General features: G+C 72.0%; 12 protein-coding genes. 3 read left to right on the forward strand and 9 right to left on the reverse strand.

Annotated elements, in window-relative coordinates; translation table 11 throughout:
* Positions 1-12 precede the first annotated feature (12 nt).
* The 9 genes from AC07EQ_RS14635 to AC07EQ_RS14675 form a co-directional block, all read right to left on the reverse strand.
* Positions 13-1,515, reverse strand: a complete 1,503-nt coding sequence (locus AC07EQ_RS14635; protein ID WP_478388460.1) for an Hsp70 family protein — start codon at positions 1,513-1,515, stop codon at positions 13-15.
* Positions 1,508-1,648: a hypothetical protein gene (locus AC07EQ_RS14640; protein ID WP_165968182.1), complete on the reverse strand. Its 141-nt coding sequence runs from the start codon at positions 1,646-1,648 to the stop codon at positions 1,508-1,510. Before AC07EQ_RS14640 ends, AC07EQ_RS14635 begins: the two co-directional genes overlap by 8 nt.
* Positions 1,645-3,228, reverse strand: a complete 1,584-nt coding sequence (locus AC07EQ_RS14645; RefSeq protein ID WP_478388461.1) for a TRAFAC clade GTPase domain-containing protein — start codon at positions 3,226-3,228, stop codon at positions 1,645-1,647. Before AC07EQ_RS14645 ends, AC07EQ_RS14640 begins: the two co-directional genes overlap by 4 nt.
* Entirely contained in the window at positions 3,228-5,630 is a 2,403-nt protein-coding gene (locus tag AC07EQ_RS14650) for a GTPase-associated protein 1-related protein (RefSeq protein ID WP_478388462.1), read from the reverse strand. Before AC07EQ_RS14650 ends, AC07EQ_RS14645 begins: the two co-directional genes overlap by 1 nt.
* A complete protein-coding gene (locus AC07EQ_RS14655; protein ID WP_478388463.1) occupies positions 5,627-6,817 on the reverse strand; it encodes a zinc ribbon domain-containing protein in 1,191 nt (396 codons plus the stop codon). The genes AC07EQ_RS14650 and AC07EQ_RS14655 overlap by 4 nt, the downstream gene beginning before the upstream one ends.
* Positions 6,818-7,019: 202 nt before the next feature.
* Positions 7,020-9,380: a SaeA-related protein gene (locus AC07EQ_RS14660; protein ID WP_478388464.1), complete on the reverse strand. Its 2,361-nt coding sequence runs from the start codon at positions 9,378-9,380 to the stop codon at positions 7,020-7,022.
* Positions 9,381-9,534: 154 nt separating this feature from the next.
* The gene (locus tag AC07EQ_RS14665; protein WP_478388465.1) at positions 9,535-11,190 is read right to left on the reverse strand and encodes an Hsp70 family protein; all 1,656 of its coding nucleotides are present in this window, start codon (positions 11,188-11,190) and stop codon (positions 9,535-9,537) included.
* A complete protein-coding gene (grpE, locus tag AC07EQ_RS14670) occupies positions 11,183-11,908 on the reverse strand; it encodes a nucleotide exchange factor GrpE (RefSeq protein ID WP_478388466.1) in 726 nt (241 codons plus the stop codon). The genes AC07EQ_RS14665 and grpE overlap by 8 nt, the downstream gene beginning before the upstream one ends.
* Positions 11,909-12,156: 248 nt before the next feature.
* A complete protein-coding gene (locus AC07EQ_RS14675) occupies positions 12,157-12,708 on the reverse strand; it encodes a snapalysin family zinc-dependent metalloprotease (RefSeq protein ID WP_478388467.1) in 552 nt (183 codons plus the stop codon).
* 217 nt (positions 12,709-12,925) lie between these two features.
* Between AC07EQ_RS14675 and AC07EQ_RS14680 the strand changes: the two genes are divergently transcribed.
* The 3 genes from AC07EQ_RS14680 to AC07EQ_RS14690 all read left to right on the forward strand — a co-directional run bounded on the left by AC07EQ_RS14680 (position 12,926) and on the right by AC07EQ_RS14690 (position 14,373).
* Complete coding sequence (locus tag AC07EQ_RS14680) at positions 12,926-13,660, forward strand: PIG-L deacetylase family protein (RefSeq protein ID WP_478388501.1); 735 nt, start codon at positions 12,926-12,928, stop codon at positions 13,658-13,660.
* Between the two features lie 148 nt (positions 13,661-13,808).
* On the forward strand, positions 13,809-14,039 hold the full coding sequence (locus AC07EQ_RS14685; RefSeq protein WP_132487043.1) for a ribbon-helix-helix domain-containing protein: 231 nt from the start codon (positions 13,809-13,811) through the stop codon (positions 14,037-14,039).
* Complete coding sequence (locus tag AC07EQ_RS14690) at positions 14,026-14,373, forward strand: type II toxin-antitoxin system PemK/MazF family toxin (RefSeq protein WP_478388468.1); 348 nt, start codon at positions 14,026-14,028, stop codon at positions 14,371-14,373. Before AC07EQ_RS14685 ends, AC07EQ_RS14690 begins: the two co-directional genes overlap by 14 nt.
* Positions 14,374-14,426 lie beyond the last annotated feature (53 nt).

Here is a 14,426-nt window from a genome sequence, read left to right on the forward strand (position 1 = left end):
GCTCCCCCGAACTCAGCACCGCACGGTCAGCCCGGCGATGGTCTCGGCCAGCCGCTCGGTCGCCGCGCCGTCCACGACACCGTCCACATAGGCCTCCAGCTCCAGCGCCGCGCCGCTGAGCGGCTCCCGAGCGGTCACCGCGAGCAGGCCGTCCGCGCTGACGCGCAACGTCAGCTCGATCACCGATCCGGCGGGCAGCGGCGGCAGCCCGGCGAACTCGCCGTCCAGCACCCGGCGGTTGTGCTCGACCTCCGCCGACGGCACGTCGCCTGCCTGCTCGAACACCTGGATGCGGACCGACCGCTGCCGGTTCACGATGGTGGCGAACCGGGCCGTCGCGGTGGCGGGCAGCGGATCGTTGCGCTGCACGAGGTGGTCGACGAAGCTCCGCAGGCCTTCGTCGCGGCTGTCCTCGACCAGCACGCCGAAGCTGCGCGGCACCACCGCCGCCGACGTGCCGGCCTGCGCCGTGGCGAGCCGGTGCGCGCGCACCGCGGCCCCCGACACGACGGCCAGGTCGGGATCGACGATCTTCGGCGCCCGGCCGAGATGTGCTTGCAGCGCGGCACGAATCATCGGTGCCTTCGTGGCGCCGCCGACCAGCAGCACCTCGTCGATCCGCGAAACGCCCTTCGCCGCCGCATCGGCGAGCACCCGGTCGACGATCCGCAGGGTGCGCTCCACCAGGTCCGCGCCGAGGTCCTCCAGCGTCGCCCGGTCGATCTCGAAGCTCCCCGAGTCGTCGCCGCAGCGCAGTTTCACCCGGCGGCCGGTGACCGTGCTGAGCTGGCGTTTGAGGTGCTCGGTGACGTCCTGGAGCCGTTGCCGGAACTCCTCGTCGTCCGGGTCCGCGTCCGGGAACTCGCGGGCGAACGCCGCCGCCAGGTGCTCGGCGATGCGCTCGTTCCAGTCGGCACCGCCGAGCCTGCTGTCGCCGTCGGTGGCCACCACGTGCACCCCGTCGCCGGCGACCCGCAGCACGGTCGTGTCGAAGGTGCCGCCGCCGAGGTCGTAGACGAGCGCCGCGCCGGGCTCCGCCTGGGCGGAGTAGTGCAGCGCGGCCGCGACCGGTTCGCTCAGCACCTCCAGCACCTCGATGCCGGCCAGCCGCGCCGCCTGCAAGGTGGCTTCGCGTTCCCGGATGCCGAAGTACGCCGGGACCGTGATCACGGCACGGACGGTCCCATGTGGACCGAAGCGGGCGACGGCGTCGTCGACGAGGCTGCGCAGGATCAGCGCCGACACCGATTCCGGGGTGTGCCGCGCGCCGTGGAACAGCAGCTCGAACTCGGTACCCATCCGGCGCTTGATCAGCTCGACGGTGTTCTCCGGGTCGAGACTCTCCCGCGCCGCCGCCCCGACCACGGCCGTGTCGGCGGACGCGAAGTGGACCAACGACGGCGTGGTGAGCTCGCCGAGCCGGTTGCGCACCACCTCGACCTCACCGTCCACGATGGACGCGACGGCGGAGTAGGTGGTGCCCAGGTCGATGCCGAGCACCAACTCGTCAGGCACCGCCGAACACCGCCGTCGTGAAGTCGGTGCAGCTGACCGCGGAGCCGAGGATCGTGAGCAGCATCGCGATCGCGAAGACCGCGATCAGCAGCCAGCGGTACACCCGGTAGTTCGCCGGGGGTCGGATGGTCATACGGCCTCCGTGGTCGGCTTCTCGTCGCGGCCGAGGGCGAAGCCGCCGCGGCCCATCAGCCAGCGGAACGGCGCCGCCGGGGTGAGCCGGTGCCCCGGCCTGATCCCGGTCACCGAGGACACCACGAAGTAGCGCACCTCGGCGAAGTCCCGTTCCGCGGCCAGCACCAGGTTGTCCAGGCCCGCGGTGTTCAGCCACTCCCGCACCGCCCCGGCGCACAGGTCCGCGGCCCACGGCAGGTCGGTCAGCAGGTCCGCCTTGACCACCGTGACCGCCAGAGCCCGGCGCTCGGTCTGCACCCCGTAGTCGCGCAGCCGCCGGGCCGTCACCTGGTAGACCTGCTCGGGGTCGCCGCTGGCCGGATGTGCTTGCGCCAGGCGGGATTCCAGCGCGCCGCCGAGCTGGTCGCGCACCCAGCCGATGGCGAACGGGTCGACCACCAGCACCAGTCCCCCGGCGTGGTCGAGGAACTCCAGCTCGCTGTTGTCGTCCCGGTCGAGGTAGAACTCGCCGGCCGCGTCGAAGAGGTGCACCAGCGCCTGGTCGCGGGCCTTCGCCGAGCCGCCGCGGGTGAACCGCACCGTGATCGCCGCGGGCAGCTGCCCGGCCGGCGTCTTCGCGGTGTCGCCGCCGGTGGTGATCAGCTGCTCGCCGTGCTCGAAGGCCTGCTTGCTGGCGCCGTCGACGAAGTCGAGCACGACGCCTTCGGCGGCGGCCCGGTCCCGCAGGGTGACCAGGCCCGCGTGCACGAGCCGCGTCTTGCCCGCCGACACCGGGCCGAAGACCGGCACCCGGATGTCGGTGACCGCGCCCGAGCCGCCCCGCAGCGGCCGGTCGCAGCGCTGGCACAGCGCCTCCAGCCGCTTGGACGCCCGCAGCACGGTCGTCGGCAGCTTCGTGCCGCACCCGCAGGTGCGCGACGCCGCGCCCAGCGCGCCGGGCCGGATGTCGCGGTGCACCACCTGGCAGCCGTCGCAGCGGTAGGCGGGAACGGCCATCACGTGGTAGCAGACCGGGCAGCTGCCGCTGGCCTTCCGCAGCCGCCGCACGACGAGGTCGTAACCGCGCAGCAGGCCGACCAGCGCACCCCGGCCGAGCCAGCCGATGCCGAGCACGACAGCCCCGACCACCAGCACTTCCGCCGCGCCGAGCAGTGCGCCCAGCGTGACGCCCGACCAGATCAAGGCGGTCAGGCCGATGCTCACGTATCGGAGCTTGCTGCCGGTGCCGTAGTTGAGGCCCCACTGCCAGCCGCGCACGATGAAGAGGAGGCCGTTCTGCCAGGCCGCGACCAGGTCGCGGCGCCACTGCGCGGCGAGGTAGCCCGGCCAGGCCCAGTCGTGCGGGAACGGCCCCTTGGGCTTGCGCAGCCCGGCGGTGCCGTTGACCACGTCGTTCGGCGTCACCAGCTGCGGCTCCGCGGCGCCGCGACCCGCCAGCACCAGGCACGTCGACACGAACGCCCACGAGCTGCCGAACAGCACGAAGAACGGGAACAGCCAGGCCAGGATCCCGATGACCACCGTGGCCAGCCACAAGCCCAGGCACAGCACCAGGAGGGCCCCGATCACGTAGGGCATTACTTCTCCCGTCTGCCGAACAACCGGCGCGCGAACTCGCGGGTGCGGGCCGGTTTGGGCTTCTGCTGCGAGAACTCCTTCAGCCACTCGTGCCAGCCCGCGGCGTACTCGGCCGCCACGCCGCGCAGCACCTTGCTGACCCGCCGGTAGTCGGTCGGCTTGTGCTGGCCCGCCCAGCGCTCCAGGGCCTTGTCGAACGCCGTCCGCACCTGCTCCGAGGCGGCGTCCTCCCAGCCGGCCAGGAACGCGAGCACGACCGCGTGGTCGCGCCGCGACTGCGCGGCCCGCTCGTCGTTCCACACCGCGGGCAGCGCGTGCACCAGCATCTGCTGGAGCTGGTCGCCGCCCCGCACGGTCAGGTCGAGCGCGGCCGGCAGGTCCATGTCGAGCAGCACCGCGATGATCTGGTCCGCGCGGGCGGTGAACACCGACTCCGAGATGTCCTTCAGCGTCGCGGCATCGGCTTCGGCGCCCTTGCGGGCGAAGTTGCTCAACCAGGACCGCAGCCGGCCGTCGTCCTCCCACAGCTTGCGCAGGTCTTCCCGGTCGCCGAGGTGATGTCCCAGCATCCGCAGGACGTCCAGGTAGCGACCGGACACCTTGGACTTCTCCAGCACCGTGAACGCCCGCTGCGCCAGGGAATCCGAGACGGCCGTCGACGGCAGCGCGGTGAGGAAGTCCTTGAGCTCGGCCATGGTGGGCGCGGAGTTCCGGTACAGCGCCTCCCACACCGCTTCGCCGGTGCCCGGCCGGTCCGGCGCGCGCAGCTGCTCGCGGAACCGGGCGGTGGTCTCCTGCCGCACCGAGCCGCCGGAGGCCACCGCGGCGGCGGCGACCGCCGCGTCCAGCGGCATGAACGGATCGCTGATCGTCGGCGCCAGCAGCCGCCACCAGCGGGCGTCGATCGCCTCGGCGACCTCGGCGGTGCCGGGGCCCGCCAGTCGGCGGGCCAGCACGTCGCGCAGCAGGTCGATCATCTCCGGACCGCACGTCCAGCGCGCCGGATCGACGCCGGCGTGCGGGTGCTCCGCCCACCACGCGACGAACCGCCCGGCCGCCTCGGCGAACCGGCCCACCCGGGGCCGCACGCCGAACCTCGTCGCGGTCCGCAGCAGCAGGTCCATCCGCTCCGGGGCGACGGCGCCGGCCGCCGCCTCGACCAGGATGCAGGCCTCCTCCACCTCGTCCGGGCTCCACGGCCGCGGCGACAGCGGGGCCCGGGAATCGGCCGGGGTGCCGCGCACGATCTCGTCGATCTCGCCGCGCAGCAACGCGATCCGCACCCGGCCGGCCTGCGCCGCGTTCGCCTCGGCCAGCTTCGCCAGCACCGGCAGCGCGGGCGACGAGGCCAGCACCGCGTCCAGCACCGGTTCGACGACGTCCGATGTGGACACCGGCGGCGGGGACACCAGCCAATCCGCCAGCGCCATCGCGGAATCCTGCCCGGACACCGCCTCCTCGAGCATCAGCACCCCGGCGGCCAGCCGGTCCGCCTTGCCCGGCCGCCGGTCGTCGCGGTTGCGGGCGAACTGGTGCGACAGCTCGATGGCGTCGACCACGTCGTAGGGGTCGGCGCCGAGGAAGCGCGGCACCCAGTGGCGGGCGGCGGCGGTCGGCTCGTCCTTCCGGCGTTCCCCGGTGACCAGGTTGAACACCACGTAGTCGGAGTTGCGGTCCGGATCGGCCAGCGACCCGGCCCAGTCCGGGTGCACCGCCAGCACCTCGTGGCGGCTGTACTGCGGGTTGGTGGCGAACACCCGGAAACCCACCCGCAGCGCCCGTTCCTGGGGCAGCAGGAGCGTTCCGGCCGCGATCCAGCGCACCGCGGTCTCGGCGTCCTCGCTGACGAACACCACCCGCGACGCGTCCTCGCCGTGCAGCCGGTCCATCGCGGAATGCACTGCGAGCAACCAGGATTCGCCGTCCTGCCGGCTCAGCACCCAGTCGCGCAACGCCTCGACGCCCAGCGGCCCCGCCTCGGGCTCGGCCGACACCGCGGCGCATTCGGTGCTCTCCGCGGGCTGCTCGACCCACCACGGCGCGGCCCACAGCTGCGCGGGCCGGATCGGCCCGTACAGCTGCGGATCTGTGGTGGCCAGCGCGTGGGTGAACTGGTTGCCCTCCCGGACCCCGCCGGTCTCGGCACCCAGGTAGATCCCGCGGGCCGTCGCGTAGACGCCGTCGTGCACGTGTACCAGCGACGGCGGGTACTGCGAGACCTCGCGCTTCTCGCGCATCCAGCCCACCGGGGCCTCGTAGAGCGTCGAGCGCTGCACCGCGGTCATCATCTCGTCCGTGGTGCCCGGCGAGACGGCCTGGAACTGGAATCCCGCGCCGCCGCGCAGGCCCTGGCCCGGCCGGCAGTCGGTGTAGTACAGCGACTGGAACTCGCGCCCGCTCATCCTCGGCTCCGTTCGATGATCCGGAAGTGGCTGAGCAGCCACAGCAGTGGTTCGTCCACGCGGAACGGCCGCACACCGGCCGGGTCGATCTGCTTGCGGCCATAGTCCGGTTCCGCGCCGAGCGAGGAAACCGCGAAATAGCGGAACGTCTGGTAATGCGCGCGCAGGTGCCCGTCGATGTCGTCGGCACCGAGGTCGGCCAGCAGCGCCCGCAGCTGCTCGTCGGTGTCCTGCCCGCCCGCCTCGTCGTACTGCGGGCCGGTGGCCGGCGGGCGGAGCAGCGGGTGGTTCGCGCCGAGCATCCCGAAGAACGCGTCGATCTTGGAGAACACCACGGCGATCGGGGTCTCGACCTTCTTGCGGTCGCTGAGCCCGACGCTGGTGCGCAGCATCTCGGTGACCCGGGTGAGCACGTTGATCGGCGGCTCGGTCCCCTGGCGGCTGGCGTCGGGCACCGCGATCCGGTCCGCCGCGCCCGGCAGCTGGAACGGGTCGAGCAGCACGATCAGCCCGTCCGCTGCGGTCAGGTACGCCTGGCTGTTGACGAACTCCTGGGTCGTCATGTCCTCGCCGGCGGCGTCGTAGAACGACAGCGTCGTGGTGTTGTGCACCTCGCGGCCGAACTGGACGCGCGGCTGCCGCCACTGCATGACCAGCGGGACGCGGATGCCGTCGGCGGAGCCGGCGGTCGACTCGAACAGCGACCGGTCGTCGAACAGGGCGTGCTCGTAGTCCGCCAGCCACTGCGCGGTGCCGACCCCGGCCTGCTCGCCGGCGAAGGAGATGTCGGCGCCGAAGCGGCGGCGGATGTTGTTCCGCAGCTCGTGCACCAGCACCGTGGTGTAGACGGTCTTCCCGGCGTCCTTGCCGCCCACCACCCCGATCAGCGGGCTGCGGCCCTCGGCGAAGTTGGCGGGCAGCGGCGTGTGGCACACCGGGCAGGCGCGGATGCCGCTGACCGTGCCGCAGTCCGGGCACGGCGCCTTGCGCGGCGTGCGCCCGAACCGCGACGACGGGGGCGCGAAGGTCGGCCAGGACGCGGGCGCGTAGCCGGTGAGCCGCTGCCGCTCGGTGTCGACGGCCTTGCGGCACTTCTCGCGGCCGGGCGCGGGCCGGCCGGTGCACTGGAACCGCAGGTTGCCCGCGGGGAACCGGTGGTAGCAGTAGGGACAAGCGACCTTGGCCATCAGCAGCCTTCCGCGTTCCGCCGCAATTTCAATGGAAATCGAAGATCCGATTTCCATTGAAATTGCGGTCCTCCGGTGTGTCGGCCTGCCGACATGCCGGAGGTTGTGGACAACTTCCGCAATTTCCATTGAAATTGCGGAACTCCTCGCCCGGGGGCGACGGCGGGGCCGGGGGGCGGTTGCGCCGCGTCGGGGATGGACATCAGGACACCTTCAGCTGGGAGATCGGCGGGTCGATCAGCTGGACGCCGGGGGCGTTGACGAAGCACCGCAGCCAGTAGGGCTTCCGGCGCGGCAGCTCGACGGTCAGCTCCAACGGGTCGCCGAGGTGGTGGACGTCGCGGTGCACGACCTGGCCGTCGTCGGGTTTGAGCGGCATGACGCGGCCGGGCGCGATGACCACCAGCACCGTGCAGTCCGGGACGGGCTGGTCGGCGGTCACCACGATGCGCGCGGTGCTCGCGCCGAAGAGCCGGTTCTGCCGTTCGATCCGGTAGCTGACCTGCGGCGGAGCACCGGTCAGCACCAGCGCGACGGGGTCGGACCGGCTTTCGCCGTTGTCGGCGGACGCGATCGCGGACACCTGCACGCGCACGTCGCCGGCCCCGGCGTCGATCCGGCAGCCGCCGCCGGCCTGGTACTGCTGCCGGGTCAGCCGCACCCGCCCGGCCTCCGCGTCGGCCGCCGGGTTCGCCCAGGTCACCTCGGCCATCCGGACGCCGCCCGGCCACACCCAGGACAGCACCAGCTCGCGGCCGAAGCGCCGCGCGTCGAGCGAGGTGACCGGCGGCAGCGTCGCGGCGACCCGGGCGGTGTGCCGCACCGGCACGGTCTCGGCGGCGACCTCGGTGCCGTCCGGGCGGCGGTAGCGAGCGGTCAGCAGGTAGGTGTAGTCGCCGTCGACGTCCACAGTGGAGTCCCGAAAAGCGGTGCTGCCGTTGGTGGGGACGACGACCTCGTCGGACTCCCCGTCCCGGCGCCGCCGCACGTCGACGCCGACGACGTCCCGGTGGACGACCCAACTCCCCTCGACCGCCCCGGTGCGAACGGCCAGCCGGACCCTGTGCACGGGAGGCAGCACGTCGACCACCGCCCCGGCGGGCCGCGACCACGCGCCGCCCTCCCCGGCGGCGAAAACCGCGTACCCGACGCTCCCGCCCGCCGCCACGGCGGCGTCCACCACCACCGTCTCCGCGCCTTCGGCGACCACGTCGCCGTCGTCGGCGTCGCCGGGCGTCCGCCCGGCTCGCCGCACCACCCGGTACCGGGTGGCGTCGTCGTGGTCGGGCTTCGCCCGCCACGACACCCGCACCCCGACGCCTTCCGGCTGCGCCGTCACGGCGTCGACCGGGCTCAGCGGGATGCGCCGCAGCTCCGCCGCTATCGCGTCGTCATCGGCGGCGAGCCGCGCGGCTTCGCCGAGCTGGCGCCTGGCTTCGGCTTCGGCTCCGCCGCGCAGCGCGCGGTCCGCCGCTTCGCGGAGTTCCCGCACCTGCTGCGCGTGCCGGTCGACGGCCGCTTTCGCGGCCGCGGCCTCGTCGGTGTCGGTGATCGCGGCCAGGGTTTGCTGTGCGGCGATGAGGTTTCCGGCGGCGAGGAGTTCGGTGACCTTCTGCAGGCCGGTGACCGGCGGCGCGGCGGAGCCGGTTTCGCTGAGCACGCTGACCACCGCCAGCCGCGCTTCGTCCGCGTCCAGGCTGCTGCGGCCGAGCACCCGCAGCAGCGCACTGGCCGGCGCGCCGTTCTCGCGGAGCCGTCGCACGTCGTCGAGCAGGTGGTAGAGCGCGAGCAGCCGGAGGTCTGCGCCTTCCTTGCCCGCGGCGGTGTTGAGCAGGCCGAGCGCTTCGCGGGCGGGCTGGTTGCCGGAGCGCCGGTTCTCCCGGTCGATCGCCTGCTGGACGGCTTTGGCGGTGAGTCCGGCGGGTTTGGGCGGGCTGCTCTCGAAGTCCGCCAGGAGCTTGTAGCTGTCGAGCTTTCCGTGCAGGAGCTCGGGAATCCCGGTGATCTCGGCGTCGCCCAGCAGCGCCTTGAGGCGGCGGAAGAGGGTGTCGGGCAGGCCGCTGGTCTTCGGCAGTTCCGTCGGCGGCGCGGTCCGCACCCCGGCCTTGGCGAGGGCCCGGTCGACCTCGGCGGGCGCCAGCTGGCCGAACGTCTCGCGCATCGCCTCCAGCTGGCCGGGCGTGATCAGGCCGAGTTCGCCGAAGTTCGCCTTCAGCATCGCGACGAGTTCGTCGATCTGCTCCTGGCTGGCCCCGGCCCGGGCGTCGTTGCGGTTGCGCCACCAGGCCATGCTGGACATCTCGTTGCCAGCCGCGCGCCGCAGCTCCTCGTCCTCCCGCAGGAAGGCCTTGTAGACGCTGGTGGTGAAGCTGGACTTCGCGGTGGACTGGGCGCTCTTGTTCCAGTGCGAGCGGACCTCAGCGAGCCGCTGTGCCAGCTCGGCGTCCGAGAAGCCCCGCTCGACCGCATACCTGGTCAGCAGGTCGTCGGGTAATCGGCCGCTGCGCCCCCGCAGCGGCCGGACCACCTCGCGCTCGTAGACCTTGGGATCGAAGGGTTGCATCGGAGTCCGTCTCTGACCTCGTGATTCCGGTGGAAACCAACGCGCTGATTCACATCGAGCCGCTCTGTCGTGAGTGGCTGTGGCCGCTCGGACAGCCATTGCCACTCACGACCCCACCGGCGCCGAGACGCGGGCAGGTTCGGGTGGAGGCACTTCAGCCGGAGACCGTGATCCCGGCGACCACCCTCTTGGCCTCGGCGACCTCCTCGTCGCTGCGGACGCTCACCCGGACCTTGATGTCCAGCGACTTCCCGGTGGACGGTTCGGTGGCGGTCAGCTCCAGCAGGCCCTCGTCGTCGACGGTCATCCGGATGTTCACCGGCGATCCGACCGGCAGCGGCGGCAGCCCGTCGATGAGGCCCTTGCCCTCGTTGATCGGCTTGTTCTCGGCGAGTTCCGGCCCGGCGACCACGCCGGACTGCTCGAACAGCTCGATCATCACCCCGGTCTGGCCCGCTTCGACGGTCGCCGCCTCCAGGACCCGCTCCGCGGTGGGCAGCGAGTCGTTGGCGTGCACGAGGTGCTTGACGAAGTGCTGCGTCGGCTTCTGCTGCCAAGCCGGGTCGCTGGTGTCCACCAGCTTCACGCCGAATGCCTTGGGCAGCACGTTGCGGGTCTTCTTGGCGGCGAGGTCCTCCAGCGCCTTGACCGAAATCCCGGTCTGCTGCGCCACGTTCTGCACGGCCTCGGCGACACCGGTGGTGCCCTGCTCGGCGGCGTCGGTCATCTCGCGGTGCACCACGCGGCCCAGCGCGTACAGCGCGGCGCCCTTGGCCACCGCCAGGTCCGGGTCGTGCAGCTTCGGCTCCCAGCCGAAGTCGGCGCGCAGCCGCTCGGCGACCGCCGGCATCTTCGTCGACCCGCCGACCAGCAGCACGTCGTCGATCTGCGCGCCGGGCTGCTTCTCCTGCAGCGTCGCCAGGGTGCGCTTGAGGATGTCGATGGTCTTGTCCAGCAGGTCCTGGGTTTCGGCCTCGAACTGCGCGCGGGTCACCTCGACGCGCGCGCTGACGCCGGCGCCGCGCAGCGCCACCGCCCGGGATTCGGCCTTGGAGAGCTGCTTCTTGGTGTCCTCGGCGGTGGTCGCCAGCGACTGCAGGAACTCCTCGTCGTCCTCGACCTCGGTGCCGTCCGGCGCCTGCTCCAGGAACTTCGCCAGCAGGTGGTTGCGCAGCCGCAGGTCCCAGTCGGCGCCGCCGAGGTGGTCGTCGCCGTCGGTGCAGACCACCACGATCTCGTCCTTCGACACCCGGATCACCGTGGTGTCGAAGGTGCCGCCGCCGAGGTCGTAGACGAGGATCGTCTTGTCCTCGGCGTCGGTGGTGGCCTCGTAGTGCAGCGCCGCGGCCACCGGCTCGGGCACGATGCCGATCACGTCCAGCCCGGCGATCTGGCCGGCGTTCTTGGTCGCGCTGCGCTCCAGCATGCCGAAGTAGGCGGGCACGGTGATCACGGCGCGGCTCGCCTCGCCGCCGGTGTGCGCGGCCGCGTCCTGGGCGAGCTGCTTGAGGATCAGCGCCGAGATCGATTCCGGCGTGTAGGTGGTGCCGTGGAACTCGAACTCGGCGTCGCTGCCCATCTGCCGCTTGATCAGCGACACCACCCGGTCCGGGTCGATGATCGCGGAGTTCTTGGCCACCGACCCGACGACCACGTTGGACTCGTTCTCGAAGAACACCACCGAGGGCGTGGTCTCGCTGCTGTCGGTGTTGCGGCAGACGGTCGGGCGGCCGGTCTCGTCGACGTACGAGATGGCCGAGTAGGTGGTGCCCAGGTCGATGCCGAACACCTTCAGGTCGCCGTCAGACATCTGCGCTCATCCCCTCTGCTCGCGGGTCGTTCTCGGTGGCGGGCGCGGTTTCGGCGCTCCAGCGGTACACGTGCACCCGCGCGGGGACGGTCACGCGATCGGTCGTGGTGTCCAGGTATCCGTCGGAGACGACGGCGGCGATCTGCTCGTGCCGGCCGGGGTCGTCGGCCGGGAGGACCTTGATGGCGCGGTGCTCGCGCGCCGAGAACGCGGCACCGACCTCGGGCCGGATCGGCGCGCTGCCGCAGCGCTCCAGCGCCTGTTCCGCGCTCAGCGCGAAGGATTCGAGGAGGTCCGCGACCTGCTGCCGGCCGAGCTCCGCGGGCAGCGTGCGGGATTGGTGCAGCAGGTCCTTGCGGAGGTTCTGCAGGTCCGTGGTGATCGGGCGCAGCACGAGGTTCTGCTCCCCGGCCCGCAGCCGCTCCACCTCGGCGTGCAGCTTGTCGATGACGCGCTCGCGGGCGGCGGCGCGCTCGTGGTGTTCGCGAACCTGCTCGGTGAGCGCCGTGACCGCCTCGGTCAGCTGCGCGAGCGGGTCCGGCTCGGGTAACGGCTCGGCGGATTCCGCAAGCGGCTCAACCGGTTCCGGCGCCTGGTCCGCCTCCGGTACCGCCGGTTCGGGTACGCCGGCGACCGCGTCGACCGGCTCCCCGGTGTCCGCCCGCCGGTCGCCGTGCCCTGGCTCGTCGCGCATGAACTCGCCCGCCTCGCTGCTCACCGCTGCCGCGGAGTGACCAGTAGATGATCACCAAGCCTAGTATTCTCCCGCACCGTTCAAGCGGGATTCGCGGACTTTGACGGCAGCACTGCGGAAGCGGTTCCCGGCGGCGGTTGCTCCGAACCGGTGAGTCACGACCCGTGAGTACTTTGTGCCGCTATAGCAGCACAAAGTACTCACGGCTGGTGACCAGCGGAAATGAAGAGGGTGGCGGCGCATCGGGGCGCGGACCGCCGCCACCCGCGCACTCACCGGGTGGCGAGCACGTCCTCGCGGAACAACTGCGGCGCGATCAGCACGCCACCGGCGAAGTTCCGCTCGACCTCGGCGATCTCATCCGGGTTCGGCTTGGGGTTGTCGCAGTCCGGCCCGGCGCTGGCGCCCGACATCAGGTCCTCGCACAGCCCGGTCCGGTTGTCCGGCAGGCCGAGGATGTGCCCGAGCTCGTGCGCCGCGATGCGGATGGTGTCGTGGCCCTCGTTCACGGCCTGGCGTCCCATCCAGATCCGGCCCTTCCCGAGCCCGATCACCTCGGCGCGCGGCCAGCCGTTGTCGGCGAGCACCACCACGTCGGCGGCGCCGCCGGAGGCCGGTTCCAGCCGGACGTTCTGCACGTTCTCGTTCCAGACCTTCGCGCCGGCGTCCACCGCATCGCGGAATTCGGCCGCCTGGCTGGCGTCGTAGGTGACGACCCGGACGTTCTCCGGGACCGCCGCGCCGGCCGAGGCCGGGACGACGAGTGCGACCAGGAATGCGATGAGCAAACCGACGACGGGTCTTATCGTTCGGGGCAGGTTCATCTGCGGACCTCCTAAACGAACCGGATCACGGTGCCCTCGAACGTATTGCCCCCACCAGCGCCGCACGGTCTCCTGGCGTAGATGTGCCACGACGCGAATTTCCCGGAATAGCGCCGGACGGTCGCATTTCCCGCGAAATACCGGAAATTGCGTGGCCGCCGGATCGACGCAACAGCAGAATGAACTAGTGCCACCGGAACTTTGGGAGGACATCGAGATGACCGGCGAACTCAAGCCCATGCCCCGGGACTGGCAGCGCGCGCTGGCCATCGTCGCGCACCCCGACGACCTCGAGTACGGCTGCTCGGGCGCGGTGGCCGCCTGGACCGCGACCGGCCGGGAGGTCTCCTACCTGCTGGTGACGCGCGGCGAGGCGGGCATCGACGGGGTCGCCCCGGAGCAGGCGGCGCCGCTGCGCGAAGCCGAGCAGCTCGCCGGTGCCGCCGAGGTGGGCGTGCATTCGGTGGAGTTCCTCGACCACCGCGACGGCGTGATCGAGTACGGCCTGGCGCTGCGCCGGGACCTGGCCCGCGCCATCCGCGAGCACCGGCCGGGGCTGGTGATCACGCTCAACCACCACGACAGCTGGGGGCCGGGCAGCTGGAACAGCGCCGACCACCGGGCGGTGGGCCGGGCGGCGCTGGACGCGGTGGCGGACGCCGGGAACCGCTGGATCTTCCCGGAGCTCGTCGACCACGGCTACGAACCGTGGTCGGGGGTGCGCTGGGTCGCGGTGGCCGGATCGCCGCACCCGACGCACGCCGTGGACATCACCGGCACCATGGACCGGGCGGTGGCGTCGCTGGCGGCGCACCGCACCTACCTGGAGGCGCTCAGCGACGAGCCCGCCGAGCAGCACGCCCGGAGCTTCCTGGAGGGAACGGCCCGCGAGCACGCCGACCGCTTCGGCGGCCGCGCGTGCGCCGCGTTCGAGCTGATCGGCGAGGACTGATGCCCCGCGCCGGGGTTTCCGCTGGTCACTCGGGTCGTGAGTGTTGTGGAGTGCTATCGCGCCCCACAACGCTTCCGGCCCGGGACCTGCAGGAACGCCACTCCTCGATCGGTATGACGAGGAGTGGGAACGCGGGTAGCATCGCGGTATGAAGGTGAGTGTGAGCCTGACCGACGAAGACGTCAGCTTCGTCGACGAGTACGCCCAGCAGATCGGCGCGCCCTCCCGCTCGGCGGTGATCCACCAAGCGATCAACCTGCTGCGCAGCGCCGATCTGGAAGATGCCTACGCCAGTGCCTGGGAGGAGTGGGACGCCGGCGACGACGCGCTGCTGTGGGACGCGACGGCCGCCGACGGGATCGCCGATGCGTCGCGGTGACCTCTACTGGGTCGACTTCGAACCGATCCGCGGCTCGGAGGCCAACAAGACCCGGCCCGCGGTCGTGATCAGCAACGACGCCGCGAACCGCAGCGCCCAGCGCGCGGGCCGCGGGGTGATCACCGTGGTCCCGGTGACGTCCAGCGTCGACCGGGTCCACCCGTTCCAGGTGCTCCTGCGGGCCGACGAATGCGGCCTGCCCAAGGACTCGAAGGCCCAGGCCGAGCAGATCCGGGCGGTGGCGGTGAACCGCCTCGGCAACCGGATCGGAACGCTACCGCGCAAGACCCTCGAGAACCTCGACAACGCCCTCCGCCTGCACCTGCGGCTGTAGGGGTCGTTCCGGAATGGGGCGCGGGCGCGCGTGAGACGTGACCGCCTGGGACA

It is taken from the genome of Saccharopolyspora sp. NPDC045839 (genome assembly GCF_056431645.1).

Bases quoted from the DNA above. Each gene is read 5' to 3' on its own strand.
- AC07EQ_RS14640 (WP_165968182.1), bottom strand. From the start codon at position 1,648: ATGACCATCCGACCCCCGGCGAACTACCGGGTGTACCGCTGGCTGCTG.
- AC07EQ_RS14645 (WP_478388461.1), bottom strand. From the start codon at position 3,228: ATGCCCTACGTGATCGGGGCCCTCCTGGTGCTGTGCCTGGGCTTGTGG.
- AC07EQ_RS14675 (WP_478388467.1), bottom strand. From the start codon at position 12,708: ATGAACCTGCCCCGAACGATAAGACCCGTCGTCGGTTTGCTCATCGCA.
- AC07EQ_RS14680 (WP_478388501.1), top strand. From the start codon at position 12,926: ATGACCGGCGAACTCAAGCCCATGCCCCGGGACTGGCAGCGCGCGCTG.
- AC07EQ_RS14690 (WP_478388468.1), top strand. From the start codon at position 14,026: ATGCGTCGCGGTGACCTCTACTGGGTCGACTTCGAACCGATCCGCGGC.
- AC07EQ_RS14650 (WP_478388462.1), bottom strand. From the start codon at position 5,630: ATGAGCGGGCGCGAGTTCCAGTCGCTGTACTACACCGACTGCCGGCCG.
- AC07EQ_RS14655 (WP_478388463.1), bottom strand. From the start codon at position 6,817: ATGGCCAAGGTCGCTTGTCCCTACTGCTACCACCGGTTCCCCGCGGGC.
- AC07EQ_RS14685 (WP_132487043.1), top strand. From the start codon at position 13,809: ATGAAGGTGAGTGTGAGCCTGACCGACGAAGACGTCAGCTTCGTCGAC.
- AC07EQ_RS14665 (WP_478388465.1), bottom strand. From the start codon at position 11,190: ATGTCTGACGGCGACCTGAAGGTGTTCGGCATCGACCTGGGCACCACC.
- AC07EQ_RS14660 (WP_478388464.1), bottom strand. From the start codon at position 9,380: ATGCAACCCTTCGATCCCAAGGTCTACGAGCGCGAGGTGGTCCGGCCG.